Source organism: Leifsonia aquatica (assembly GCF_014190775.1).
Lineage (GTDB): Bacteria > Actinomycetota > Actinomycetes > Actinomycetales > Microbacteriaceae > Leifsonia > Leifsonia aquatica.
The window spans coordinates 24,484-49,012 of sequence record NZ_JACHVP010000001.1 but is presented as its reverse complement, the minus strand read 5'-3'; the positions used below and the strand labels follow the sequence as shown (position 1 = coordinate 49,012).

The 24,529-nt window shown below is 70.0% G+C and carries 21 protein-coding genes, 1 tRNA gene and 1 pseudogene; 6 read left to right on the top strand and 17 right to left on the bottom strand.

What is annotated here, in order from left to right; all coding sequences use genetic code 11:
* The first annotated feature begins 76 nt into the window (after window positions 1–76).
* From FHX33_RS00220 to FHX33_RS00200, 5 genes are all read left to right on the top strand, one after another.
* Complete coding sequence (locus tag FHX33_RS00220) at window positions 77–2,569, top strand: transglycosylase domain-containing protein (RefSeq protein WP_246396850.1); 2,493 nt, start codon at window positions 77–79, stop codon at window positions 2,567–2,569.
* Window positions 2,569–3,552 carry a metallophosphoesterase gene (locus FHX33_RS00215; protein ID WP_021765344.1) on the top strand — a complete coding sequence of 328 codons (984 nt, stop codon included), beginning with the start codon at window positions 2,569–2,571 and terminating at the stop codon, window positions 3,550–3,552. Before FHX33_RS00220 ends, FHX33_RS00215 begins: the two co-directional genes overlap by 1 nt.
* 63 nt (window positions 3,553–3,615) lie before the next feature.
* A tRNA-Pro gene (locus tag FHX33_RS00210) sits at window positions 3,616–3,692 on the top strand.
* A gap of 531 nt (window positions 3,693–4,223) precedes the next feature.
* Complete coding sequence (locus FHX33_RS00205; protein ID WP_021765343.1) at window positions 4,224–5,873, top strand: MFS transporter; 1,650 nt, start codon at window positions 4,224–4,226, stop codon at window positions 5,871–5,873.
* Between the two features lie 9 nt (window positions 5,874–5,882).
* Window positions 5,883–6,134 carry a hypothetical protein gene (locus FHX33_RS00200; protein WP_021765342.1) on the top strand — a complete coding sequence of 84 codons (252 nt, stop codon included), beginning with the start codon at window positions 5,883–5,885 and terminating at the stop codon, window positions 6,132–6,134.
* Between the two features lie 10 nt (window positions 6,135–6,144).
* On the opposite strand, the gene msuE is transcribed toward FHX33_RS00200, so the two are convergent.
* The 15 genes and pseudogenes from msuE to FHX33_RS00130 all read right to left on the bottom strand — a co-directional run bounded on the left by msuE (window position 6,145) and on the right by FHX33_RS00130 (window position 21,274).
* Window positions 6,145–6,738 (bottom strand): FMN reductase, encoded by a 594-nt coding sequence (gene msuE / locus FHX33_RS00195; RefSeq protein ID WP_021765341.1) that lies wholly within the window; start codon window positions 6,736–6,738, stop codon window positions 6,145–6,147.
* Between the two features lie 90 nt (window positions 6,739–6,828).
* On the bottom strand, window positions 6,829–7,845 hold the full coding sequence (locus tag FHX33_RS00190) for an LLM class flavin-dependent oxidoreductase (RefSeq protein WP_021765340.1): 1,017 nt from the start codon (window positions 7,843–7,845) through the stop codon (window positions 6,829–6,831).
* A 54-nt stretch (window positions 7,846–7,899) separates the two neighbouring features.
* Complete coding sequence (locus FHX33_RS00185; RefSeq protein WP_021765339.1) at window positions 7,900–8,457, bottom strand: LPXTG cell wall anchor domain-containing protein; 558 nt, start codon at window positions 8,455–8,457, stop codon at window positions 7,900–7,902.
* Between the two features lie 49 nt (window positions 8,458–8,506).
* The gene (locus FHX33_RS00180) at window positions 8,507–10,363 is read right to left on the bottom strand and encodes a DUF4012 domain-containing protein (RefSeq protein ID WP_021765338.1); all 1,857 of its coding nucleotides are present in this window, start codon (window positions 10,361–10,363) and stop codon (window positions 8,507–8,509) included.
* 67 nt (window positions 10,364–10,430) lie between these two features.
* On the bottom strand, window positions 10,431–11,738 hold the full coding sequence (locus FHX33_RS00175) for a UDP-glucose dehydrogenase family protein (RefSeq protein WP_021765337.1): 1,308 nt from the start codon (window positions 11,736–11,738) through the stop codon (window positions 10,431–10,433).
* Between the two features lie 26 nt (window positions 11,739–11,764).
* Window positions 11,765–12,442 (bottom strand): thymidine kinase, encoded by a 678-nt coding sequence (locus FHX33_RS00170; RefSeq protein WP_039924053.1) that lies wholly within the window; start codon window positions 12,440–12,442, stop codon window positions 11,765–11,767.
* A 29-nt stretch (window positions 12,443–12,471) separates the two neighbouring features.
* Entirely contained in the window at window positions 12,472–13,146 is a 675-nt protein-coding gene (locus tag FHX33_RS00165) for a response regulator transcription factor (RefSeq protein WP_021765335.1), read from the bottom strand.
* Complete coding sequence (locus tag FHX33_RS00160) at window positions 13,143–14,360, bottom strand: hypothetical protein (protein WP_021765334.1); 1,218 nt, start codon at window positions 14,358–14,360, stop codon at window positions 13,143–13,145. The genes FHX33_RS00165 and FHX33_RS00160 overlap by 4 nt, the downstream gene beginning before the upstream one ends.
* The gene (locus FHX33_RS00155; protein WP_021765333.1) at window positions 14,357–15,568 is read right to left on the bottom strand and encodes a sensor histidine kinase; all 1,212 of its coding nucleotides are present in this window, start codon (window positions 15,566–15,568) and stop codon (window positions 14,357–14,359) included. Before FHX33_RS00155 ends, FHX33_RS00160 begins: the two co-directional genes overlap by 4 nt.
* Before the next feature lie 167 nt (window positions 15,569–15,735).
* A complete protein-coding gene (locus FHX33_RS00150; protein WP_183428035.1) occupies window positions 15,736–16,911 on the bottom strand; it encodes an Rv2578c family radical SAM protein in 1,176 nt (391 codons plus the stop codon).
* 31 nt (window positions 16,912–16,942) lie between these two features.
* Window positions 16,943–17,446, bottom strand: coding sequence for an ATP-binding cassette domain-containing protein (locus FHX33_RS22255; RefSeq protein WP_420870871.1), 504 nt, complete (start codon window positions 17,444–17,446; stop codon window positions 16,943–16,945).
* A 558-nt stretch (window positions 17,447–18,004) separates the two neighbouring features.
* A pseudogene (locus FHX33_RS22250) lies at window positions 18,005–18,481 on the bottom strand (ATP-binding cassette domain-containing protein); the annotation flags it as partial.
* Window positions 18,482–18,781: 300 nt separating this feature from the next.
* Complete coding sequence (locus FHX33_RS00140) at window positions 18,782–20,257, bottom strand: malate:quinone oxidoreductase (protein WP_021759090.1); 1,476 nt, start codon at window positions 20,255–20,257, stop codon at window positions 18,782–18,784.
* 86 nt (window positions 20,258–20,343) lie between these two features.
* Entirely contained in the window at window positions 20,344–20,787 is a 444-nt protein-coding gene (locus FHX33_RS00135; protein ID WP_039921334.1) for a DUF1801 domain-containing protein, read from the bottom strand.
* Window positions 20,788–20,851: 64 nt separating this feature from the next.
* Window positions 20,852–21,274, bottom strand: coding sequence for a hypothetical protein (locus FHX33_RS00130; protein WP_021759094.1), 423 nt, complete (start codon window positions 21,272–21,274; stop codon window positions 20,852–20,854).
* Window positions 21,275–21,360: 86 nt separating this feature from the next.
* Between FHX33_RS00130 and FHX33_RS00125 the strand changes: the two genes are divergently transcribed.
* The gene (locus FHX33_RS00125) at window positions 21,361–22,002 is read left to right on the top strand and encodes a MerR family transcriptional regulator (RefSeq protein WP_021759096.1); all 642 of its coding nucleotides are present in this window, start codon (window positions 21,361–21,363) and stop codon (window positions 22,000–22,002) included.
* A gap of 73 nt (window positions 22,003–22,075) precedes the next feature.
* Here the strand turns inward: FHX33_RS00125 and FHX33_RS00120 are convergent, their stop codons facing one another.
* Together FHX33_RS00120 and FHX33_RS00115 are read right to left on the bottom strand one after the other, a co-directional pair.
* Complete coding sequence (locus tag FHX33_RS00120) at window positions 22,076–23,146, bottom strand: aspartate-semialdehyde dehydrogenase (RefSeq protein ID WP_021759098.1); 1,071 nt, start codon at window positions 23,144–23,146, stop codon at window positions 22,076–22,078.
* Window positions 23,147–23,242: 96 nt separating this feature from the next.
* A complete protein-coding gene (locus tag FHX33_RS00115) occupies window positions 23,243–24,529 on the bottom strand; it encodes an aspartate kinase (RefSeq protein WP_039921333.1) in 1,287 nt (428 codons plus the stop codon).

Below are 24,529 nucleotides of genomic sequence, written 5' to 3'. Positions count from 1 at the left end.
CACCTACTCTGATCCTATGTCTGCGAAAAAACCACGGGCTAGAGTTATGCTCGGCGCACTCGGGGGATTCCTCGGTATGAGCGCCGTCGCTGGGCTCTTGGTCACTGCCGCTGTCACGCCGGCGATCGCCGTGACCGGTATGGCCGCCAACAACGGCATCGGCGTGTTCGAGGGCCTTCCCGAGTACCTCGAGATCGGCACGCTCGCCCAGCCGACCACCATCTACGCGAAGAACTCCGACGGCTCCGACCGCGCTCTCGCGACCTTCTACTCCCAGAACCGCCTCCCCGTCACCTTCGGCCAGATCTCCCAGGCCGCCAAGGATGCGGCGATCGCCGGTGAGGACCCCCGCTTCTACAGCCACGGCGGCGTCGACATCCAGGGCACCATGCGCGGCGTCCTGTCGACCGTGTCCGGCGGCGGGGTGCAGGGCGGGTCGTCCATCACCCAGCAGTACGTCAAGAACGTGCTGCTGCAGAAGTGCGAGGCGATGCCCGTCAAGACCGACGAGCAGAAGAAGGCGTACCAGAACTGCGTCGACGACTCGACGGGCGTCACCCCCGACCGCAAGGTCAAGGAGATGAAGTACGCCATCGGTCTCGAGAAGAAGTACACGAAGGACCAGATCCTCGTCGGGTACCTCAACATCGCCGGCTTCGGCGGCTCGGTGTACGGCATCGAGGCCGCGGCGCGCTACTACTTCAACACCACAGCGGCCGCCCTGACGCCGGCGCAGTCGGCCAGCCTCCTCGCCATCGTGAACGAGCCCACCTCGCTCAAGCTGGACAATCCGGACTCCGAGACGAACGGCGCCGCCAACGGCTACGCCAAGAACAAAGAGCGCCGCGACTACATCCTGCAGAAGATGTACCAGTACAAGAAGCTGACCAAGGCGCAGTATGACGAGGCGGTCAAGACGCCCATCCAGCCGGTCATCACCCCGTCAGTGCGCGGTTGCCAGACGGCAGGCGGTTCGGCGTACTTCTGCGACTACGTGCAGAAGATCATCCTCAACGACCCGACCTTCGGCAAGGACGACGACACCCGCTCGGCGAACTTCAACCGCGGCGGCTACAAGATCTACACCTCACTCGACCTCGACCTGCAGCAGGTCGCCGAGGAGACCTTGAACTCCTACGTCCCGAAGACCTACAAGGTCGACCTCGGCGGCGTGCTCGTGGGTGTGCAGCCGGGCACCGGACGCGTGCTCTACATGGCGCAGAACAAGGACTATACGCAGGACGGGGAAGAGGCCGCGAGCGACGCCAGGTTCAGCGCGATCAACTACGCGACGGACTACGCCTACGGCGGCTCCGGAGGCTTCCAGGTCGGATCGACGTACAAGGTGTTCACGCTGGCCGAGTGGCTCAAGCAAGGTCACTCGCTGAACGAGACCGTGAACGCGAACGTCCGCACGTACACGAAGTTCAAGAACTCGTGCACCGGCGACTGGAGCGGCACCTACCGGCCGACGAACGACTCGGGCGGCGAAGAAGGTCAGCGCAGCGCGCAGAACGCCACCACCAACTCCATCAACACAGCATTCGTCTCGATGGCGTCGCAGCTGGACCTGTGCGAGATCAAGAACGACGCCGAGGCGTTCGGCGTCCACACCGCCACCAACGCCGAGCTGAACTCCGACCCGGCGTCGGTGCTCGGTACGAACAACATCGCACCGCTGACCATGGCCACCGCGTTCGCCGGAATCGCGAACAACGGCCTCACGTGCACCCCCGTCGCCATCGACAAGATCATCGACGGCAGCGGCAAGGAGGTCGCGCCTCCCGCGACCAAGTGCACGCAGTCCATCGACCCGACCGTGGCGAACACCATGGCCAAAGCCCTGCAGGGGCCGGTCCAGAGCGGAACCGCTGCCGGGATGAACACCACCGGCAAGGACATGCTCGGCAAGACCGGTACGACCGACGGCAACGAGCAGCTCTGGCTCGTCGCCGCCACGACGAAGGTCGCGGGTGCGTACTGGGTCGGCAACATCACCGGTCACCAGGACATGCGACGCATCTACCCGACGCACGGGACCACTCCTGCGCTCGCCCGTACCGCTGTGCAGCGCGCGATGATGTCGGCTGCCGTCGGAAAGTACGGCGGCGACGACTTCCCGGCCGCGCCGGACAAGCTCGTCCGCGGTGTCCAGATCACCGTCCCCGACCTCGCGGGCAAGTCGCCGGACGAGGCGAAGAACGTTCTCAAGGGGCTCGGCCTCGAGAGTGCGGACGGCGGCCCCCAGGACTCCGCGCAGCCTGCCGGGACCGTCTCTGCCACGGATCCCGCCGGAGGCAGTTCGGTCGGCAAGGGCACCGTTGTGACGATCTTCACCAGTAACGGCTCTCTCGCCGTCGTCCCGAACGTGGTCGGCCAGAAAGCGTCCGACGCTCAGAAGGCGTTGACGGGGGCGGGCTTCAGCGTCAAGATCTCCGGCAGCGGCGGAGGGGATGCGATCGTGCAGTCCCAGGATCCCGCTGCGAACACCGCTGCGAAGCAGGGCACGCAGATCACCCTGACCGTAGCGGCTGCACCTGCCACAGCGCCGACGCCGGGCAACGGCTAGTGGGACGCGGCTCCGCCCTCCGCCCGCTGGGTACCGCGCTCGCGGTGCTCGGTGCGGCGGGAGCGGCCGCGTTCGCCTACGGCTCGCTCATCGAACGCCGCGCCTATACGCTCCGTGAGGTCTCGGTCCCGGTGCTGCCGGCCGGTTCGGAGCCGATCCGGGTGCTGCACCTCTCCGATCTGCACATGGCGCCGTGGCAGCGCGACAAGCAGGAGTGGGTGCGTTCGCTCGCCGCGCTGAAGCCGGATCTCGTCGTTGATACGGGAGACAACCTGAGCCACGAGAACGGCCTGGTGGGCGTTCGCGCCGCGCTCGACGCCTTCCGTGGGACGCCCGGCGTATTCGTGCACGGTTCGAACGACTACTTCGGCCCCCAGCTGAAGAACCCGCTCAAGTATTTCTCCGGCCCATCGAAGAAGAACGGCTCGACCGCGCCGCGGCTCGACAACGCGTCGTTGACGGCATACTTGCGCGACCTCGGGTGGCTAGACCTCAACAACGCCGTCGGCGCGCTCGACATCCGGGGCACGCACCTGGAGCTGTTCGGCGTCAACGACCCGCACATCCGCTATGACCGAGTGGAGGCCATCCCCGGCGCGCTGGACGAGCTCCGCGAGGACGATCCGTACAGCGACGATGCGACCTGGCCGGAAGACGCGCCCGCAGTGGCGCGACCGACGGTCACGCTCGGGGTCGTGCACGCGCCCTATCGTCGGGTGCTGGACGCGTTCGTCACCTACGGTGCGGCGATGATCTTCGCCGGGCACACGCACGGCGGCCAGGTCTGCGTACCCGGCTACGGCGCTCTCGTCACGAACTGCGACATCCCGCGCAAGCAGGTCAAGGGCCTGAGCATCTGGCGTCATGCCTTCCGCTCCGCCTTCCTCAATGTCTCGGCCGGCCTCGGCACGTCGATCTACGCGCCGGTGCGCTTCGCGTGCCGTCCTGAGGCGACGCTGGTGACGCTGACGGCGGCGGCGTGAGGGCCCGAGTGGTCATCAGCACCCCTCGCGCTCGTGTATCCTAGATGAGGCCTTCAAGGCCATCGGGGTGTGGCGCAGCTTGGTAGCGCGCTTCGTTCGGGACGAAGAGGCCGCAGGTTCAAATCCTGTCACCCCGACCAGACAGCAAAAGGGAGAAGTTGGTTCGCGCAGCGAACTGGCTTCTCCCTTTTGCTGTCTGTCGCTGGTGTCGTCCCGGCCCCTGCCGCGAGGGGCCCCGGGCGCCGCTGAACGCGAAGCGTGAGGCGGCGTTCGGGGTAGCGGGAGGGTGCACCCCGACCAGACAGCAAAAGGGAGAAGTTGGTTCGCGCAGCGAACTGGCTTCTCCCTTTTGCTGTCTGTCGCTGGTGTCGTCCCGGCCCCTGCCGCGAGGGGCCCCGGGCGCCGCTGAACGCGAAGCGTGAGGCGGCGTTCGGGGTAGCGGGAGGGTGCACCCCGACCAGACAGCAAAAGGGAGAAGTTGGTTCGCGCAGCGAACTGGCTTCTCCCTTTTGCTGTCTGTCGCTGGTGTCGTCCCGGCCCCTGCCGCGAGGGGCCCCGGGCGCCGTCGAACGCGAAGCCGCGGAGGCGATTCGTCGTTCCCCCTGCCATCCCACGCTCGCGATGGTGAATACTGGCCGCACGATGCTCTGAGTGAGGAAGCCGGTGGCGGTATGCGCAAGTGGTCCGTCGTCCTCATCCTCGGCAGCGCGCAGTTCGTCATGGTTCTGGACGGCACCGTGATGAACGTCTCCATCTCGACGGTCGTGGCGGACCTGCACACGACCGTGACCGCGATGCAGGCGGCCATCACGTTCTACACGCTCACGATGGCCGCGTTCATGCTGGTCGGCGCCAAGCTCGGCGATGTGTGGGGGCGCCGGCGCGCGTTCGTCATCGGGTCGATCGTCTACGCCGTCGGTTCGCTCACCACCGCGCTGGCTCCGAACATCGGGGTCCTGTTCCTCGGCTGGTCCGTCGTCGAGGGGCTCGGTGCGGTGCTGGTCATCCCGGCGATCGCCGCCCTCATCGCCGGCAGCTACCGGGGGCGCGACCGCATCACCGCCTACGCCGTGATCGGCGCGGTCTCCGGGGCGGCGGTCGCGGCCGGTCCGCTGATCGGCGGATTCGTGACCACCTACTTCGACTGGCGCTACGTGTTCGTGGCAGAAGTCGTGATCATGGCGGTCGTCGTCGTCTTCACCCGCGCCATCCCGGATCCGATCGGGCGGCAACCGGCGCGCATCGACATCTGGAGCGTGGTGCTCTCCGCAGCGGGACTCGTCTCCGTCGTGTACGGGATGCTGCAGAGCAAGGTCTGGGGGTGGATCATCCCGCTGCAGCCTCCGGAGATCGGCGGCGTCACGATCGCTCCTCTGGGGATCTCGCCCACCGCCTGGCTGATCCTGTTGGGCGCGATGCTGCTCTGGGGCTTCGTCCGCCGCCAGACGCAGCTGGTGCGGTCCGGGAGGCCGCCGCTGGTCCACGTGGAGGTGTTCTCGATCCGGCGGCTGCGCAGCGGGCTCACCGTGCTCGGTGCGCAGTATGCGGTGACCGCCGGCCTGTTCTTCATGGTGCCCGTCTACCTGCAGATGACGCTCGGCCTGGACGCTCTGCAGACGGGGATCAAGGTCTTCCCGCTATCGATCGCTCTGATCCTGTTCTCGATCGTCGGCACGACGCTGTCCCGCCGCTGGTCGCCGCGGCGCATCGTGCTCGTCGGTCAGGTCGTGCTGGTCGGAAGCGCCCTCCTGCTGTTGGGCTCGGTGACGACGGATCTGCGCAGCGGGCTCTTCGCCGCAGGGATGTTCCTCACCGGGGCCGCGCTCGGACTGCTCGCCTCCCAGCTCGGGAACGTCAACATGTCGAGCGTCGACGAGACGCAGACGAGCGAGGTCGGCGGCCTTCAGGGTGTGTTCCAGAACCTCGGTTCCTCCCTCGGGACCGCCCTGATCGGTTCCGTGCTCATCGGCGCCCTCGCCACCTCCTTCGCCTCCGGCGTCGCGGCCAGCTCCTTGCCGCAATCCGTGCAGTCCGAGATCCAGCAGCGGACCGAGGGCGGCGTCGCGATCGTGCCGGCGTCGAGCGTGGATGAGATCGCGGCGGAGGCCGGGTTGTCGTCCGAGGACGCGCAGACCCTCACCGGCATCTACCGGGACGCCCAGGTCTCATCGTTGCGCATCGCCTTCTTCGGCCTGACAGCGATCACGCTGATCTCGCTGGTCTTCTCGCGCGGGCTCCCCTCCGATCCACCGGAGCGGACAGCCCGCACCCGCCGGAACGGGCGCGCGGACGAGCGACGCGTGGACACTGGCCCTCGCTAGGCTGCCCCCATGGAACCGCACGAGGTCTGGGCGAACCCGACCACCCTGCTGACCCTGGACGGACGCGTGCTCGAGGTCTTCGGGTTCGCCGATGCGCAACGCTTCCACCTCGCTTTCCGGCCGGTGCTCCAGCGCAGCGCGAAGCTGGTGACGATCAAGCCGGAGCACGGCCCGAAGCTGAGCTTCTTCTACGACCGGGAGAACGCCGAACGACTGGACGCGTTCGCCCGCCTCCTCGAGGCGGCGCACCCGGCCCGGTAGACAGGACCGGTCAGAAAGCGTCCGGCCGCGCGAACTCCGCGTTCGCGTAGCGGGAGTCCGGGTCGATGTGGGCGCGCACCAGCGGCACGGTCCGGTTGACCGCGGTGTCGATGCGACCCCGGAGATCGTCCGAGGTGATCGCGTAGTCGGCGAAGTCGCTCTCGGCGGCGTAGATGCCGAGTGGGAGCGTCAACGACTGGAAGAACCCGAAGAGCGGACGCATCTGGTGCTCGACGAGGAGCGCGTGACGGTCGCTGCCGCCGGTCGCCGTGAGCACGATCGGCTTGTCGACGAGGGCGTACTGCCCGATGTGGTCGAAGAAGAGCTTGAAGAGGCCCGTGTAGGTGGCGCGATACGCCGGCGACCCGACGACGATGACATCCGCTGCCTCGACGGCCTCCAACGCCTCCACGACCTCCGGCCCGAGGTGCGACCGGAACGGGCCGGCCCCGAGCTGGCCCAGGAGCGGCGCGAGCTCGATCGTGCGGTGCGAGCCGCCGATCGCCTCAGCGAACGACCGCGCGACCTCGTCCACCAGGACGGTGGTGCGGGAGGGATGAGTGGGGCTGCCGCTCACTCCGACGACCGTGGGGACGTGTGCCATGCGGGGACCGCCTTCGTGTGTCTTCGGCTCGGGAACGCCCTCACGCTACTCGGGTGCTGCGCCGGTCTCCTCCCGGAGCGTCATCCACCGTCATGCAGCCGGGTACAGCTCCGAGACGATCTCGATCGAGCGGATCCGCCCCTCCACCGTCGCAGCCCCCGACGACACCATCAGCTCGTCGGCCCCGGTGGAGGCCAGGAGCGCGTCGAGACGGCCGCGCACCTCGTCGGGCGTGCCGATCGCCTGACGGGCGTTGCGCGCGGCGATGAACTCCTCCTCGAGCGGGCTGAAGTCGTACGCCAGCGCCTCCTCCACGCTCACCGGCTGCGGCTTCTGCCCCTGGCGCATGCGGAGGAACGACAGCTGACCCGGCAGCGACAGCGCACGGACCGTCTGCGGGTCCTCGTCCGACACGACGTTCACCGCGATCATCGTGTGCGGCGCGTCGAGCAGGTCGCTCGGCTCGAACTTCGACCGGTAGAGGTCGAGCGCCGCCTCGGTGTTCTCACCGGCGAAGTGGTGGGCGAACGCGAAGGGGAGGCCGAGGGCGGCGGCGACCTGGGCGCTGAACCCGCTGGACCCGAGCAGCCAGACCTGCGGCGCGTCGCCGAGGCCCGGCACGGCGGTGATCGTGTGGAGCGGGTTGGCGTCGCTCATGCCGCCGTAGAAGAAGCCGAACAGGTCGAGCAGCTGCTGCGGGAAGTCGTCGACACCGAGACCCTGCTCGCTCCGGCGCAGCGCCATCGCGGTCGCACCGTCGGTCCCCGGCGCCCGGCCGATCCCGAGGTCGATGCGGTCCCCATAGAGGGCGCGCAGCGTGCCGAACTGCTCGGCGACGACCAGCGGCGCGTGATTGGGGAGCATGACTCCACCGGACCCGACGCGGATGCGCTCGGTGGCGGCGGCCACTCCCGCGATCAGCACGGCGGGGGCGCTGGAGGCGATGGCCGGCATCCCGTGGTGCTCGGCCACCCAGAACCGGTCGTAGCCGAGCGCCTCAGCGGCCTGCGCGAGACGGACGGTGCCGGCGACCGCGTCGGCGTTGGTACCGTCGGCGGGGCGGGAGGCGAGGTCGAGGACGGAGAGGGGGATGCTGCGATTGGTCACACTGAGGCCAACGGGACGGCGCGGGATGTCATTCCATCCCGCGCGCCCGTTCGCTCAGGATTCTCGGACCTTGCGCGCCCAGAAGACGACCGAGACGGTCACGAGCCCAGCGGCCAGGAGGCCACCCCCGATCCAGATGGCCCAGATCGCCATGGTCGAGCCGGTGTCGGCGAGCCCGGAGCCGGGATCGGACACGGTGACGGCGGAGTCCGCAGGAAGCACGGTGATGGAGGCCGGGCACTCGTGGTTGCTCGTGCGCCCCACGCCGACGAAGGAGTAGACGCCGGTCGCGTCGGCCGGAAGGGTCACCGCGAGGAGATCGCTGCCGTCGGCGTTCGACTGCTTCGCGAAGTGGACGCTGCTGGTGGCGGCTTTGAACACGGCGAGGGTGATGCTGGCGCCGTCCGACCCGGAGCCCGTCCAGTCGATGAACTCCTTGGAGGCCCAGGTGCCGGGCTGGCAGACCAGGTGCACGGTGTCGCCCGCGTGTGCGACGGCGGTGTCGAACCGGCAGGGCGAGCCCTGGGTGTAGTCGACGGCGTTCGCCGCAGTGGGCGCTGCGAGCAGCACCGCCACGGTCACGGCTGCCGCCGCGAGGATCTTCTTGAGCATGACCACGCCTTTCGCCGCCCGGCTTCGACGTCGGGAATTTGATTAATCCTCACTTTACGCTGGATGCACAGTCGACGGCAATCGAACCGATGGTGGATTCTGTCCCCACATCGGGGGTCGTCCCGTTGCCCGGGAGCGTCGGAGTCGTGGTCACCGCGACTCCCGTCCCCGTCTGCTTCACCCCGAGGAAGTCGACCTGAACCGTCTTCTGCTCCCCCGGCGCCAGCGTGACCGTGAGGACGGCCACCGGCCTTCCGCGGTCCGTCCCCGTCACGGTCGCATCCGCGTTCGCGGTGCCCGCGAGCAGACCACCCGACGGACCATACACGGCCACCCGCGTCTGGATCAGCCCCGGGCCGACGCCGGACATCCCGCCGCCGGTGACGTAAGCGGGTAGCGACGTCGCGGCATCGGCCGGCGCGCGATTGGCCAGCGTGACCGCGACGCGCGTGGTCGGCTTGCCGTCGGCACGGCAGACAGCGGCCCCTGCCGCGATGGAGGTGTCGAGGTAGTAGTCCATCTTGGAGCCGGTCGCGTCGTTGAAGTACACGCCGACGCCCGCGGTCGACGGGGTCGATGTGGGAAGCCCACCCGCGAGGCTCGTCGAGGCGAGGACCGCCTGCTCCTCGGAATGCGCACTCCAGATCAGCAGTCGATGCGACGAGCCGGCGGCAGCGAGCGACGAGACCAGGGTGGAACCATCGATGCCGCCTGCGGCGACGCGCTGGAACACCGCCGCGGCGGCCGAAGCGAAGAATGCGTCCTGCTGGTGCGGGTCCACGTACCGCTGGTACACCTCGCTCAGCAGGAGGTGGACGGCGTTGGCCGATGTCAACGTGTCACCGCTCGGGAGGGCGACCGGCCCGGTGGCGCGCAGGACGGCCGCGAGGACCACCGGGTCCATCGTGATGACACCGTCGACGGTCCCACCGTTCTTCAGCGTCCACATCCGGGATGCGGTGGAGGCGGCGAGCGGGAAGTCCGGGGTGAAGTTCACGTCCTGGATGAACCGCCCGACGAGTGGACCGTAGAGCCCGGTGGGGCCCTCCGGGATCGAGGCGACCGGTTCGTCCCACGGCCCGATGGATGTGCCCGCCTGCTGGGCGGTCAAGGAGATCGCTCCACGGTCGGCCTGGATGAGCGCGACGGATCCGATGAGACCGCCGGTCGCGCGCAGCTCAGCCGGATTCTGGGCGACCAGGAGGTAGCTGCGGGGACCGTTCGCGCCGAGCATGGCGGGAAGCAGCTTCGCACCGTTGCCCACGGCGTCCACCGCGGGCGTCGCCTCGGCGAAGAGCGTGCGCAGGCGCTCGACGGCCGAACCGACGGGCGGGATGGTGGCGGAGGCATCCACCGCCGCCATGGTCTTCTCCGCGCCGTGGAACGCGGCCTGCGCCTTGGCCACGACCGGCTGGGCGGCGATGAGAGGCGCGAGGTCGACTCGACCGTGCGTGACCGCGAGTGCGCGCGGGTCGGCCGAGGCAGCGACACCGACGAGCGGCTGGATGACCTGCGACGCGACCGTGTCGGTGGCGGCGGCGGCCGTGCGCACCGCCACGAGGTTCGGTCCGATCCACGGGATGAACTCCGCGGTCCGCCAGATCGGGTCGCCCGTCAGCGACGCAGCGGACGAGGCGCGCTTCTCCAGAGTCGTCGCCGCCGATCGGGCGCCCGCGAGGTCCCCGGCCACGACGGCGTGCTGGATGCTGCGTGCCGCCGGCAGGGCCGCGTTCAGCTCCTGCCGTGCGAGGAAGCCGCGGATCCCGATCCAGGCGGCTACGCCCACGATCACGAGCAGAACGGCGGCGACGATCCAGATCGCGACCCGACGGCGACGGCGGCGTGCGGGGGGAGGCGGCTCCGCCGGGAGGGGCGGCGCCTCCTCCTGGGAGAGTCCGGTCACCATGAGGTCAAATGTAACAAATCCTCATGTTTTAGCATCCCCCGAAACGAGGGCCGTGAGCCCACCCGCGCTAGCGACCCAGGCCGCGGTAGGACCAGCCCGCCGCACGCCATGACGACGGGTCCAGCACATTGCGGCCGTCGATGACGCGCTTCTCCGCGACGATGGCGCCGAAGGCCACCGGGTCGAGCGCCCGGAACTCCGGCCACTCGGTGATGAGCACCACGATGTCCGCGCCCGCTGCCGCCTCCTCGGCGGTCGCCGCGTAGGTGAGCTGCGGCGCGCGGCGACGCGAATTGGGGATCGCCTCGGGATCCGTCGCCGTCACGATCGCTCCCGCATCCGCCAGCCGCTCCGCGACGTCGAGTGCCGGCGAGTCGCGGATGTCGTCGGAGTGGGGCTTGAACGCGAGCCCCAGTACGGCGACACGCAGGCCGGCGAGCTCGCCGGCCTCCTCGCGCACCAGCTCCACCACGCGGTCACGACGTCGGAGGTTGATCTTGTCGACCTCGGCGAGGAACTCCACCGCGTCGCCGCGGCCCAGCTCGCGGGCGCGAGCGGTGAAGGCGCGGATGTCCTTCGGCAGGCACCCGCCGCCGAAGCCCACACCGGCGTTGAGGAAGCGCCGGCCGATGCGCGCGTCGTGTCCGATGGCGTCGGCCAGCTGCGTGACGTCGGCCCCGGTGACCTCGGCGATCTCCGCCATCGCGTTGATGAACGAGATCTTCGTCGCGAGGAAGGCGTTGGCCGCGACCTTCACGAGCTCGGCGGTCGCGTAGTCCGTCACGATGACGGGCGTTCCGGCTGCGACGGCCTTCGCGTACACCTCGTCGAGGATGCCGGCGGCACGCTCGCCCGCCGGCCCGGACGGGACGCCGTAGACCAGGCGATCGGGACTCACCGTGTCCTGGACGGCGAAGCCTTCACGGAGGAACTCCGGGTTCCAGGTCAGGGTGACCTCGGGTGCGCGTTCGGAGACGAGCTGTGCGAGCCGCGTTGCCGTTCCGACCGGGACGGTGCTCTTGCCGACGAGCACATCTCCGGGCTTCACGTGGTCGAGCAGGGCGGTGAAGGCCGCGTCGACGAAGCGGAGGTCGGCGGCGTCGCCGTCCGCGCTCTGCGGCGTCCCGACGGCGACGAAGTGCACGTCGGCCTCTTCGGCCGCAGCCAGGTCGGTGGTGAAGCGCAGCCGCCCGCTCGCCGTCGCCGAGGCGAGCACCTCGGGCAGCCCCGGCTCGAAGAAGGGGGCGCGCCCGGCCGACAGCTCGGCGATCCTCACCTCATCGACGTCGATGCCGACGACCTCATGCCCGAGGTCGGCCATCGACGCCGCATGCACCGCACCCAGATAGCCGCAACCGATCACGGAAATACGCATGTCGCCCCTTCTCGCGCGCGCGATGCTCAGGTGAAATCGGGGTCGGGTTCGCTGTCGTACGCCGTCGCTGCGGCCCCGACCGGCCAATGCCGCCGACCGTTGTTGAGCACCCCACGGCTCTCCTGCAGATAGCAGTTGCCGCAAAGGGACTCGTACCCCACATCCACCCCGTCGATCGCCACCTGAGCGCCGTCGAAGACGAAGACGCCGTCGACCGTGCGCGCGTTGAAGATCGCCTTGCGCCCGCACCGGCAGATCGTCTTCAGCTCCTCCAGGCTGTGCGCCACCTCGAGGAGGCGCCTGCTGCCCGGGAAGGCGACGGTCTGGAAGTCGGTCCGGATGCCGTAGGCGAGCACCGGGATGCCTTCGAGCAGGGCGATCCGCAGGAGGTCGTCGACCTGCGACTCGGTCAGGAACTGCGCCTCGTCGACGAGGAGCGCGCTCACATCCGTGTCGTAGCGCTTGATCGTGCGCTCGCGGAGCTGCTGGAACTTACCGTACGCGTCGGTCTCGGGAGCGATCAGGAAATCGACGTCGCGGGTGACTCCGAGACGCGACAGGATGCCCATGTCGCCCTTCGTGTCGATCGCCGGCTTCGCGAGCAGCACGCGGTGACCACGTTCCTCGTAGTTGTAGGCCGCCTGAAGCATCGCCGTGCTCTTGCCGCTGTTCATCGCGCCGTAGCGGAAATACAGTTTTGCCACGCAACGATCCTAGACGGCGACGATGGGTGTCAGGTGAGGTACCCGTCTTCCGCGGCGCGGCGGATGAGGTCCGCGCGCGAGCTGGTCGGCCTCCCCGCCTTTCCGTACTTCTCGCGCACGCGGCGCAGGTAGGTCTTGGCGGTCTCGTACTGCACGTTCATCGCCTTGGCGACTTCGGAGGTCGTGCGGCCGTCGGCGTAGAGCACGAGGGCCTGCCGCTCGCCGTCGCTCAGGCGGGGGCGTGCAGCCTCCGGGATGATCGGGCGCGGGCGCCAGACCAGTTCGGGGGCGGGGCTCCCCCGGTCGCCGCTGCGACCGACCGCCGCGAGCGCAGCGTCGAGGAGTTCGCTCATCGGCTGGGACTTGGTCACGTAGGCGAGGGCGCCGGCGGCGAGGGCGGCATCGCGGTCCTCCTGGGTGTCGACCGCGCTGAGGACGATGACCTTGGCGCCGGCCGCCCGGCAGGTCCGCACCCGCGCGCCGATCGACACGGACTCGCGCAGCTGGAGGTCCATGATCACCAGGTCGGTGGGGAACGCGTCGCTGTGCACGAGTTCGATCCAGCTGCCGGCACGCAGAACGAGATCGAACTCCGGTGCGTTCTTCTCGATCCAGGTGGCAAGGCTGTCGAGGAGGATCTCGTGGTCGTCGAGGATCGCCAGCCGTGCTGGCGCGGGGACGGGGGATGCGGGGGTGGTGCTCATGGTCTGCGGCTTCCAGGATAGGCGAATCGGAGCGTCAGTTCGCCCGCGCGCACGCGCAGGCCCGTCTCCATCGAGACGGATCGGAGGGCGCTGAGATACGGGACGAGCTCGCGCCGGATCCCTCGCCGCTGCTGCGCAAGGCGCGCGGTGAGCTCGAAGGAGGGGTGCTCCGGCTCGGCGACGTCGATCCGCAGGCTCCCCGGATCGAGACCGGGAAGCTCGGAGACGGTGGCGACGAGCGCGGACACGATCGCGCGCTGCTCGTCGGTGAGGACACGGTCCAGTCGGTCGGGGTCGTGGACGCGGCTGGGAGCGACGGTGCCGTCCGGGTGCCCGCGCCCGGCGAGGGCGAGCTCGACGGTCTCGTCCAGCCAGGTCCGCTCGACCGACGACACGGCCAGCGCACGGAGGCCGGACGCGAGCTCACCGGCTCTGTCGCGGTCGGCCGCGGTGATCTCGCCGCGCGCGAGCACGCCGTCGAGGAAGGGGACGATCTCCTCGAACGCCGCCGTGCTCTCCTGCGCGAGCTGGCGCTGCGCCGTGTCGCGCAGCTCGCCTTCGAGGCGCTCCTGGCCCGCGCGGGCGACCTCCCGCCAGCGGAGCGTCTCGCCGGTCATCGTCCAGGCGTACCCCGCCCCGCCGAGTGCGAGCGCGAGCACGGGGGTCGCGGCGACGGTGGCATACACGATCGGGCCCGTGTGGATCGCGAGGGTGCCCGACTGCAGCGCGGCGAGGGCACCGACGACGACGGCCCCTGCCAGGGCGGCGGCGAGCACCTCGAGCACCGGCCGGTAGAGCGGCATCGCGATCAGGAGGAGCGCGATCGCGATCTGCCCCCAGTCATCCTGGATTCGGAGGTTGTGCCCCCACACTGACGCGTCGAAGAGACAGGCTGCGGCGATCGCCAGGCCGATCACGGCCACGTGCGACCAGCGGCCGAACGGGGCCAGACCGGGGTGCGTGCGCACCGCGGCCACGGCGACGGCCAGCACCAGCACGACGATCGCGGCGATGGCCAGCGCCGGCGCGCGGAGCTGATCGCGGTGCCAGATCGTCGACGTGACGGCGTAGCCGATCGCGGTCGCGCCGATCAGCGGGACGAGGAGCCATGCCGATTGCACGCCCAGCGGGTCGAGCCGCTGCGGCGTCCGCTCGACCGGTACGGACCGCAGGCGCACGATCGTGGCGGACGCGACCCCGCGCGGGGCGCTCATGCGACGACCTCCGGAGCGCACGGGACGACCATGATGACCGTGGTGCCGACGTCCGCGCTGGAGTAGACGGTGACCGTCCCTCCGACGCGGGAGATGCGGTCGTGCACCGACTGTCGCAGGCCGAGCCGGTCGCCGGCGGTGGAGTCGGGTGCGAAACCGCGGCCCCCGTCGACGACCATCACCGAGAGGGAGTCGTCGCAGATGCTGAGCGCGACCTCCGCCGTCGCACTGCCGGAGTGTCGGATGACATTGACCAGGCACTGCCGGACGGCCAGTCCGATGGCGCGGAGGGTCGTCTCGTCGAGCCGCGCGATCGAGGCCCGGTCGCCGGAGACGTCGACCGCGAGCCCCTCGTCGCGAGCATCCTCGATGGCGCGGTGCAGATCGCTGCGGTACCAGGGGTCGTCGTCGATGCTCTCGGCCGCCAGGGCCTGCGTCAGCGAGGGGAGGCCGCGCCCGAGGGCCAGCAGGTCGGCGTCGATGCGCTCCCGTAGGCGGTCGGGCAGCGGTCCGGGCTCGGACCGCGAGACCGCGAGGAGCTCGCTGAGCACCGTGTCGTGCGTGTCGGCGGCGAGGTCGGCGACGAGCGAACGTCGCAGCTCGACCAGCCGGACGTCTCGGACGGCACGGTGGATGGCGGATTGCGTGCGCCCCCGCGACCCCCGGGTGAGCCCATCGAAGGCCAGCACCCCCACCAACAGCAGGTACGCTCCGAGCGAGATGGCGTCGGTCGTGAACACCCGGTCCGTCGTGACGGCGGCGAGTAGGACGGCCGCCTCGGCGAGCGCGAACCCGAGCGACGCCCAGAGGATCCCGGCGAGGGCGCCTGTACCGGTGCCCCCGACCAGCGTCATCGCGACGACCGGAAGCGCGACCACGAACAGGTTCGTGTCCCGATAGGCCGGGGTCCCGAGAAAGATCGCCACCACGTAGAAGTAGGTGCAGACGGTTCCGACGGCCAGGTACGCGATCGTGAGAGCGACGGTGCGGCCGCGAGCGAGCAGCGCCAGCACGGCCAGCAGCGCGACCATCGGCAGCAGCATCGCAAGTGTCAGCCACGAAGCGCCGTTCACCCCCTGGCCGAAGCCCGAGAAGAGGGCGTTGACGAGCGCCGCCACCAGGCAGACGAGCCCGGCCCAGCGGGCCGCCGTCGCGAGTGCTCGCGAGTTGGCCGCCCGCGAGAGGTGGGTGGGTAGGCCGAGGGACACGCGACCCCTTTCGCGAGAGCGGGCGATCCGGCGTGAGCCGGAGGGATCGGATCGTCCCGGCTCCCTCGGGAATTATGGCACCCGCCAGGCACCGCGTGTACCCCGCACGTCCCCCGTTCTTGTACCCCATTACGGTGCCCGCCCCGCCGTCGCGCTCAGACTCGCACTCAGAACAGCGTCGGCTGCAGCCCTGCGGCGAGCAGCGAGGCTCCCACGAGCGACTCGGCATCCGGCGCCCCGCCGTGCGACGAGGGCCCTTCACCGGCGCGCGCGCCAGCGCCGCCCGCGCCCGCACCCGTGCCGGCGTTCACGACGCGCCGTTCGCCCTCGGTGTCGCGCAGCACTCCGAGCGCGGACGACCGCACACCGCCCGTCATGGGATCCTCCTCGCCGCGTTCCAGCCCATGCGCCCGGATGAGCGGCTTGATCCGCGCGGCCAGCCACTTGCGGTACTCGGCGGGCGCGTACGTGCCGCGGCCGTACATGCTCCGATAGCGCGGGAGGAGTTCGGGATGCTCGCGTGAGAGCCAGAGGTAGTACCACTCCTTCACCCCCGGCTTGAGGTGCAGGGCGGTGTACAGGACGGAGGTCGCCCCCGCCTCCTTCGCCTGACGGAGAGCCTCGTCGAGGTGGGCCCGTGTGTCGGTCAGGTACGGCAGGATCGGCATCAGGAAGACCGCGCAGTCGAGCCCATGCTCGCGCACCGCGGTGACGGTCGCGAGCCGGGCCTTCGTGGTGGGCGTGCCCGGCTCGACCGACTGCTGCAGCTCGTCGTCGTACACTGCGATGGACATCGCGACGTCGACGGGGACGCGCTTCGCCGCCTCCGCCAGGTGGTCGAGGTCGCGACGCATCAGCGATCCCTTGGTGAGGATGCTGAACGGCGTACCCGTGTCGGCGAGCGCGTCGATGATTCCGGGCATGAGCGAGTACCGGCCCTCGGCGCGCTGGTACGGGTCGGTGTTCGTGCCGAGCGCGACGGGATGCCGCCCCCAGCTCGGCCGCGACAGCTCCTTGCGCAACACCTCGGCCACGTTGACCTTGACGATGATCTCCTGATCGAAGTCTTTGCCCTGATCGAGTTCCAGATAGCTGTGCGTCGGACGCGCGAAGCAGTAGACGCACGCGTGCGAGCACCCGCGATACGGGTTGATCGTCCAGCCGAACGGCATCGGACCGCCGCCGCCTGGGATCTTGTTGAGCGCCGACTTCGCGAGCACCTCGTGGAAGGTGATGCCCGCGAAGTCGGGCGTTCGCACCGAGCGCACGAGGTTGTTGAGCCGCGCGAGCCCGGGCAGCGTCGACGGCGCTTCCGCCGTGAGTTCCTGCCCGCTCCATCTCATGACCTCATTCGAACATATGTTCGAACGATCGTCAAGCGGCGCGCAGGGCGATCTCCTCCCCGTCCCACCGCGCGCGGAGCCAGCGGTCGTGGCTGGCGACCACGACCGCTCCGGGATACCCGCCGAGCGCCTCCTCCAGCTCCGTCGCGAGCGCCAGCGAGAGGTGGTTCGTGGGCTCGTCGAGCAGGAAGAGGTGCGGCGGCCGGGCGAGGATGAGCGCGAGCGCGAGCCGACGCTGCTGGCCGACGGAGAGGGCCCCGACGGGCCGGTCCAGATCGCGCGGGGCGATCAGCCCGAGGCCGACGAGCGGGACGCTCTCGGCCCGCCGCTCCCCCAGCGCCGCCTCGTAGACGGCGCGCGGCGAGGCAGCGGGGTCCGGGAACCGCACGTCCTGCTCCAGCAGACCGACGCGCAACCCGCGTCGGCGCCCGACGGTGCCGGACGCCGGCTCCAGGCGGCCCGCCACCGCGGCGAGGAGGGTCGACTTGCCCGCCCCGTTCGCGCCGGTGACCAGGACCCGCGACTGCGGCGCCACGTCGAAGGACGGCACCTCGAGCCGGCCCGGGATGCGGAGACCGCGCGCGTGCACGAGCAGCCCGCCGTCCTCCGCGAGCGGCTGGAACCCGGACGGGATCCCGCTGAACCGCAGCACGGGCGGCGGCTTGCGCACCTGGGTGCGTTCGAGATCCTTCCGGCGACCCGTCGCGTTCTTGATCCGGCGGCTGATCTGCTTGTCCAGCGCGCCGCCCTTGAACGACTTGGCGAACTTGTCGTTGTCGCGCACCTTGCCCGACCAGGCGATCGACCGGGCCGTGACGTCGGCGGCGAAACGGAGCGCCGCCAGCTCGTCCTGCTCGTCGGCGAACTGCTTCTCCCAGCGTTCCCGCTCCGCCGCCTTCGCGGCGAGGTAGTCGCTGTAGCCCCCGCCGAACGCGACGGGGCCGCCGCGCGCCGGGTCGATGTCGAGCAGGCCGGTGGCGACGCCGTCGAGGAAGGCCCGGTCGTGGCTGGCGAACAGCACCGGCCCGTGCCACTCGCGCAGACGGCGCTCGAGGAACGCGGCGGCCGCGTCGTCGAGGTGGTTCGTCGGCTCGTCGAGCAGCAGCGCGTCCGGCTTGCCGAGCAGGAGCGCCGCGAGGGCGAACCGGCTCCGCTGGCCCCCCGAGACCTCCCCGAGGCGCCGGCCCAGCGGGATCCCGCCCACGCCGAGCCCGGCGAGGAGCTCGTCGCGGCGGGCGTCGATCGTCCAGATCTCGGCCCGCTCGGCGGCCTCCAGCGCCCGGTCGTAGCGTTCGGATGCTCGGGCGTCGCCGTCGGTGAGCGCCGCGGCCGCCGCCTCCAGCTCGCGCTCGATCGCCCGCACGCCGGTGAGGGCGTCCTCGATGAGCGACTCGAGCGTGTCCTCGGGCCGGAACCGGACCTCCTGCCAGAGGAAGCCGACACGCTCCGGGCGACGGATGGTGCCGCCGTCGGGCGCCTCGACGCCCGCGAGCAGGCGCAACAGGGTGGATTTGCCGGCGCCGTTCTCACCGATGAGACCCAGGCGCGAGCCCGGGCCGACGGTGAGGGAGACGTCGGAGAGGATGCGGCGCGCGCCGTAGCTGAGCGAGACGCCGTCCGCGCGAAGCGGAGTGAGTGTGGTGGATGCAGGCATGGATGACCGCCTTCCGAGCGCTCCGGTGTACCGGATTCCCGCCGGGCGTGGTCCGTCGTGAGCGGCGCGCGAGCGCTATGAACGCGATGACCTGAATCGAAGGGTCACCCCACTCGGTCGACGGCGCCTCGGGCGCGGGACGAGAGGAGGTGATCACTTCATAGCGTTGACGACCATAACAGGCCGCCCGCGCCGCTGTCCACCCTCCGGGATGGACTACCGGACGAGATTCAGCGTCGCCGCCGTCTGCGCCAGTACGCGCGCGGCCTCGTCCGGACGGTCGTTGAGCGTGGTCCCGACCGTCGGGATCAGCTTCTCGATCGTCGGCAGCCAGCCGTCGTAGCGGTCCGGGAAGCAGCGCTTCAGGAGGTCGACCATGATCGGCACAGCCGTGGAGGCGCCCGGCGATGCACCGAGGAGGCCGGCGATCGACCCGTCCTCGGCCGCGACGACCTCGGTGCCGAACTGCAGCACGCCGCCCTTCTTCGCGTCCTTCTTCATGACCTGGACGCGCTGGCCGGCGGTGATGAGCTCCCAGTCCTCGCTCTTCGCGGTCGGCATGAACTCCTGCAGCGCCTTCAGCTTCTTGGCGCGGTTGGCGAGCAGCTCGCCCGCCAGGTACTTCATCAGGTCGAAATTGTCGCGGGCGACCGCGAGCATCGGGCCGAGGTTGCCGGCGCGCACGGAGCCCGGGAGATCGAACCACGAGCCGGTCTTCAGGAACTTGGGGCTGAACCCGGCGTACGGGCCGAAGAGCAGCGAGGCCTGGCCGTCGACGACGCGGGTGTCGAGGTGGGGCACCGACATCGGCGGGGCGCCGACGGCGGCCTTGCCGTAGACCTTGGCCTGGTGCTGGGCGACGATCTTCGGGTCGCTCGTGCGCAGGAACTGCCCGGAGATCGGGAATCCGCCGAAGCCCTTGATCTCGGGGATGCCGGACTTCTGGAGCAGGTGCAGCGCTCCACCGCCCGCGCCGACGAACACGAACCGTGCCTCGACCTCGTGCGGGGTGTGGCCGACCTCGTGGCGCACCTTGATGCGCCAGAGGCCGTCCTTGGTGCGCTTGATGCTGCGCACACGGTTGTTGAGCGCGATCTCGGCACCGTTGGCGACGAGGTTGTCGACGAGAGCACGGGTCAGCGCGCCGAAGTCCACGTCGGTGCCGGAGGTGGAGCGCGTCGCCGCGATGCGCTGCTTCGCGCTGCGCTTCTTGGTGAGCAGCGGGGTCCACTCGCCGATCACGGCCGGGTCCTCCGAGTACTCCATGTCGGAGAAGAGCGGCTGCTCCTTGAGCGACTCGTAGCGGCGGCGCAGGTAGCGCACGTTGTCGCGGCCGCGCACGAAGGTCATGTGCGGGGTCGGGTTGATGAACGTCTCGGGCGCCGGGAGGTCGCCGGCCTCGACCAGGCTCGCCCAGAACTGGCGGCTGAGCTGGAACTGCTCGTTGATGCTGATGGCCTTCGCGGGGTCCACGGAACCGTCCGCCGCCTCGGGCATGTAGTTCAGCTCGCAGAGGGCGGCGTGACCGGTGCCGGCGTTGTTCCAGGGGTTCGAGCTCTCCTGGGCGACTTCGCCCAGGTTCTCGTAGATGCGGATGCTCCAGTCGGGCTGCACGCGCTGCAGGAGCGCTCCGAGCGTCGCGCTCATGATGCCGCCGCCGATGAGGACCACGTCGATGGGAGAGTTGCTCACCGTACGATCTTACGGTGCCCTCGGCGCATCCCCTGATTTCTCCCGGGAAAGTATCTCGATGTCGAGACAATTCGGAGGCAGTGGAGTCAGTTCACCCGCTCGTAGATCGAGACGAACCGGGAGACCGGGAAGGCGGCCACGGTCTTCGCGACGAGCGGGAGGTCGACATCGGCGAGCGTGCGGAACCGTACGCAGCTCTTGCCCATGTCGAGCCTCCTCCCGCCACGCGTCCACTCCTTCCGGAAGCTGCGCTCCTCGGCCGAGTCGCTGTAGAGCGCCATCAGGTACAGCGACGTGTAGTGCTTCTGGGCGGCGAGACTCACGTAGGCCAGCGGCTGCCGGTTGTAGGTGTCGGGGAACGTCTCCAGCGGGACCACCCAGCCGGGCATCCGCCACTGGACCCCGAGCCGGTAGCCATCGGGCATGGCCGCGGCGACGGTGTCGAACACGGGCTGGAAGACCTCGCGCCGTTTCGGGGGCAGCGCTTCGAGGTACTCGGCGACCTCGGCGGGCAGTGGTTCGGCGCGCATGCGATCAGGGTAGCCGTCGGCGAGCGCCGCGTGGAGGGGTGCGTAGCCCTGCCGCGTGGGACGGTCAGCCCACCGCGGCAGCACCGGCGACGATGAGCGCGATTCCCGCGACGATCAGGCTGATCGTCAGCACGGCGAACCCGACCCAGACGAGGGCGATCACCCCGCTGGGCCGCTGCGGGTCGCGCCCCAGGACCGAGAGGAAGAAGCCGCCCGGGATGAGGATGGCCGTCGCCAGCACGCCGATCGCTGCGAGGTGCATCCATCCCGTGACTCCGGCCGCGTCCAGCAGCACGAGGACGACGAGACCGAGGATGACCAGCACGCCGGCGTGCGCATGGCCGGCACGGAAGAAACTCTTCTGGAGGGCGTTGGCCCCCTGCTTGCCCGTGACGACGCGCAGCATGAAGGTGCCGCCGTAGGCGATCCCGATGACGGTGAGCAGGACGGCGCCCGCGATGATGGCGCTGGCCGGTTGGAGCAACATGATCCGCCTCCTTGGATAGTTGAAGTATCCAAAGACTAGATAGTGCTACTATCCATGTCAAGAGCCTCTGAGGGAACGGTGACGGCGTGCGGATCTCCGAACTGGTCGAGCGGACGGGTGTTCCGCTCGCAACGCTCAAGTTCTACCTGCGCGAGGGGATGCTGATGCCGGGCGCGGCGCTCACAGCCACGCGCTCCGAGTACGGCGAGGAGCACGTGCGCCGGGTGGCGTTGATCCGGGCGCTGTCCGACGTCGCCGGCTTGCCGCTGCAGCGGGTGAAGACCGTGCTGGGGCTCATCGACTCCCCCACCGGCTCACTCTTCGAGTCCCTCGGCAGTGCCGTCGCGGCCCTGCCCCCGTACGCCGACGACGTCGCGGACGGCGAGCCGGAGCCGACGGATCCCGAGTATCCGCGCGCCCACGCCGCGATCACGGCTCTCGGGCAGGTGTACGACCCGCGCTTCGCGGCCGTCGCGCAACTGGAGCGGGCGCTGGCGGCCGTCGAGACCGCGGGCATCCCGATGACGGCCGACCGTCTCGACGCCTACGGGGCGCACGTGCGCGCCATGGCGGAGTTCGACCTCGCGCGGATGCCCGAGGGCGGCCGGGAGGAGCAGCTCGGGTACGCCGTGCTGGGCACCGCGCTCTACGAGCCCGTCATCGCCGCCCTACGTCGACTCGCCCACCAGGACATCGCGGCGCGTCAACTCTCCGAGGACCCTGCCTGACGCAGCGACATTCGTGACGAATGTCGGGAAAGCGCGGCGCCATCCCGACATTCGTGACGAATGTGCCGCGTGCTCAGGCCTGAACCGGAGTGGAGAGCCGCTCGGCGACCAGCTCGGCGATCTGCACCGCGTTCAGCGCGGCACCCTTGCGGAGGTTGTCGTTGCTGATGAAGAGCGCGAGGCCGCGACCGGCCGGCGCGCCCTCGTCCTGACGGATGCGACCGACGAAGCTCGGGTCCTTGCCTGCGGCCTCGAGCGGGGTCGGGACGTCGGTGAGGACCACGCCGGGAGCCGACGCGAGCAGCTCCTCCGCACGGGCCGGGGTGATCGGCTCGGCGAACTCGGCGTTGATCGACAGCGAGTGGCCGGTGAAGACCGGGACGCGCACGCACGTGCCGCTGACGAGCAGCTCGGGCAGTCCGAGGATCTTGCGGCTCTCGTTGCGGAGCTTCTTCTCCTCGTCGGTCTCGTTCAGACCGTCGTCGACGATCGAGCCCGCGAGCGGGATGACGTCGAAGGCGATCGGGCGCACGTACTTGACCGGCGCGGGCAGGGCGACGGACGAGCCGTCGTGGACGAGCTGGAGGAGGTTCTCGTCGGCGACCGCGGTGCGGACCTGGGTCGCGAGCTCCTCGGCACCGGCGAGTCCGGAGCCGGAGACGGCCTGGTAGGTGCTCACGGTGAGGCGCTGGAGGCCGGCCTCGTCGTGCAAGACCTTCAGGACCGGCATGGCCGCCATCGTGGTGCAGTTCGGGTTGGCGATGATGCCCTTGCGCGCGTCGGCGATCGCCTCGGGGTTCACCTCGGAGACGACGAGCGGGACGTCCGGGTCCATGCGCCAGCCGCTCGAGTTGTCGATGACGATGGCACCGGCCTCGGCGAAGCGCGGCGCGTGCGCCCTCGAGCCGGTGGCGCCGGCGGAGAAGAGCGCGATGTCGACGCCGGAGACGTCGGCGGTGGCGACGTCCTCCACCGTGATCTGCTCGCCGCGGAAGGGGAGCGTCGTGCCCGCCGAACGTGACGATGCGAAGAAGCGGACGGACGCGGCCGGGAAGGCGCGCTCCTCCAGCAGCCGGCGCATCACGCTGCCGACCTGGCCGGTCGCGCCGACGACGGCGATGTTGAGTCCAGTGGTCTCGCTCATGGTGGTGGCCCCTTCGGGTCGGTGGTCTTGGAGGGTCGAACGTGATGTCCGCCGCGGCCATTCCCTCGCGGGCGGCCGGCCGCGGGCCGGGATCCCCTAGCGGCCGGTGCCGGCGTAGACGACGGCCTTCTCGTCGCCGTCGAGGCCGAACGCGGTGTGGATGACGCGGGCGGCGTCGGCGACCGTGTCGGCGCGGGTGACGACCGAGATGCGGATCTCGCTGGTGGAGATCATCTCGATGTTGATGCCCGCGTCGTAGAGCGCCTCGAACAGGCGGGCGGAGACGCCGGTGTTGGTGCGCATCCCCGCGCCCACGAGCGCCAGCTTGCCGATCTGGTCGTCGTACTGCAGCGACTGGTAGCCGACCTCGTCGCGCTCCGCCGTGAGGGCCGTGAGCACGCGCTGACCCTCGGACTTCGGGAGGGTGAACGAGATGTCGGTCAGGCTGGTCGCGGCGGCGGACACGTTCTGCACGATCATGTCGACGTTGGCGTTGGCCTTCGCGACGATCTTGAAGATCTGCGCCGCCTTGCCCGGCACGTCGGGAACCCCGACGACGGTGATCTTCGCCTCGCTCAGATCGGTGGCGACTCCGGAGATGATCGGCTCTTCCACGGTTCCATCCTTCTTCGCGGCCTCGGCCGCAGCTGCTTCGTTGAGGACGTACGTGCCCTCCTTGTTCGAGAACGAGGAGCGCACGTGCAGGGTCACGTTGTGGCGGCGGGCGTACTCGACCGCGCGGATGTGCAGGACCTTCGCGCCGGCGGCGGCGAGCTCCAGCATCTCCTCGCTGGTGATGCGGTCGATCTTGCGCGCCAGGGGCACCTGACGGGGGTCGGAGGTGAAGACGCCGTCCACGTCGGTGTAGATCTCGCACACCTCGGCGCCGAGCGCGGCGGCGAGGGCGACGGCGGTCGTGTCGGAGCCGCCGCGGCCGAGGGTCGTGATGTCGCGGGTGTCGCGGTTGAAGCCCTGGAAGCCGGCGACGATCGCGATCGCCCCCTCCGAGAGGGAGTCCTGGATGCGGCCGGGCGTGACGTCGACGATGCGCGCCGCGCCGTGCTGCGCGTCGGTGATCATGCCCGCCTGGCTGCCGGTGAACGAGCGGGCGTCGTAGCCCATGCTCTTGATCGCCATGGCGAGGAGGGCCATCGAGATGCGCTCGCCCGCGGTGAGGAGCATGTCCAGCTCGCGCGGCGCGGGGATCGGGGTGACCTCGTGCGCCAGATCGACCAGCTCGTCCGTCGTGTCGCCCATGGCGGACACGGCGACGACGACCTCGTTGCCGGCCTTGCGGGTCTCGACGATGCGCTTCGCGACGCGCTTGATGCTCTCGGCGTCGGAGACGGACGAACCGCCGAATTTCTGCACGATAAGGGCCAC

Coding starts and splice junctions, on each gene's coding strand:
- FHX33_RS00220 (WP_246396850.1), top strand. CDS start 77: ATGAGCGCCGTCGCTGGGCTCTTGGTCACTGCCGCTGTCACGCCGGCG.
- FHX33_RS00205 (WP_021765343.1), top strand. CDS start 4,224: ATGCGCAAGTGGTCCGTCGTCCTCATCCTCGGCAGCGCGCAGTTCGTC.
- FHX33_RS00200 (WP_021765342.1), top strand. CDS start 5,883: ATGGAACCGCACGAGGTCTGGGCGAACCCGACCACCCTGCTGACCCTG.
- msuE (WP_021765341.1), bottom strand. CDS start 6,738: ATGGCACACGTCCCCACGGTCGTCGGAGTGAGCGGCAGCCCCACTCAT.
- FHX33_RS00185 (WP_021765339.1), bottom strand. CDS start 8,457: ATGCTCAAGAAGATCCTCGCGGCGGCAGCCGTGACCGTGGCGGTGCTG.
- FHX33_RS00180 (WP_021765338.1), bottom strand. CDS start 10,363: ATGGTGACCGGACTCTCCCAGGAGGAGGCGCCGCCCCTCCCGGCGGAG.
- FHX33_RS00175 (WP_021765337.1), bottom strand. CDS start 11,738: ATGCGTATTTCCGTGATCGGTTGCGGCTATCTGGGTGCGGTGCATGCG.
- FHX33_RS00165 (WP_021765335.1), bottom strand. CDS start 13,146: ATGAGCACCACCCCCGCATCCCCCGTCCCCGCGCCAGCACGGCTGGCG.
- FHX33_RS00160 (WP_021765334.1), bottom strand. CDS start 14,360: ATGAGCGCCCCGCGCGGGGTCGCGTCCGCCACGATCGTGCGCCTGCGG.
- FHX33_RS00150 (WP_183428035.1), bottom strand. CDS start 16,911: ATGAGATGGAGCGGGCAGGAACTCACGGCGGAAGCGCCGTCGACGCTG.
- FHX33_RS00135 (WP_039921334.1), bottom strand. CDS start 20,787: ATGCGCGCCGAACCACTGCCCGCCGAGGTCGCCGAGTACCTCGAAGCG.
- FHX33_RS00130 (WP_021759094.1), bottom strand. CDS start 21,274: ATGTTGCTCCAACCGGCCAGCGCCATCATCGCGGGCGCCGTCCTGCTC.
- FHX33_RS00120 (WP_021759098.1), bottom strand. CDS start 23,146: ATGAGCGAGACCACTGGACTCAACATCGCCGTCGTCGGCGCGACCGGC.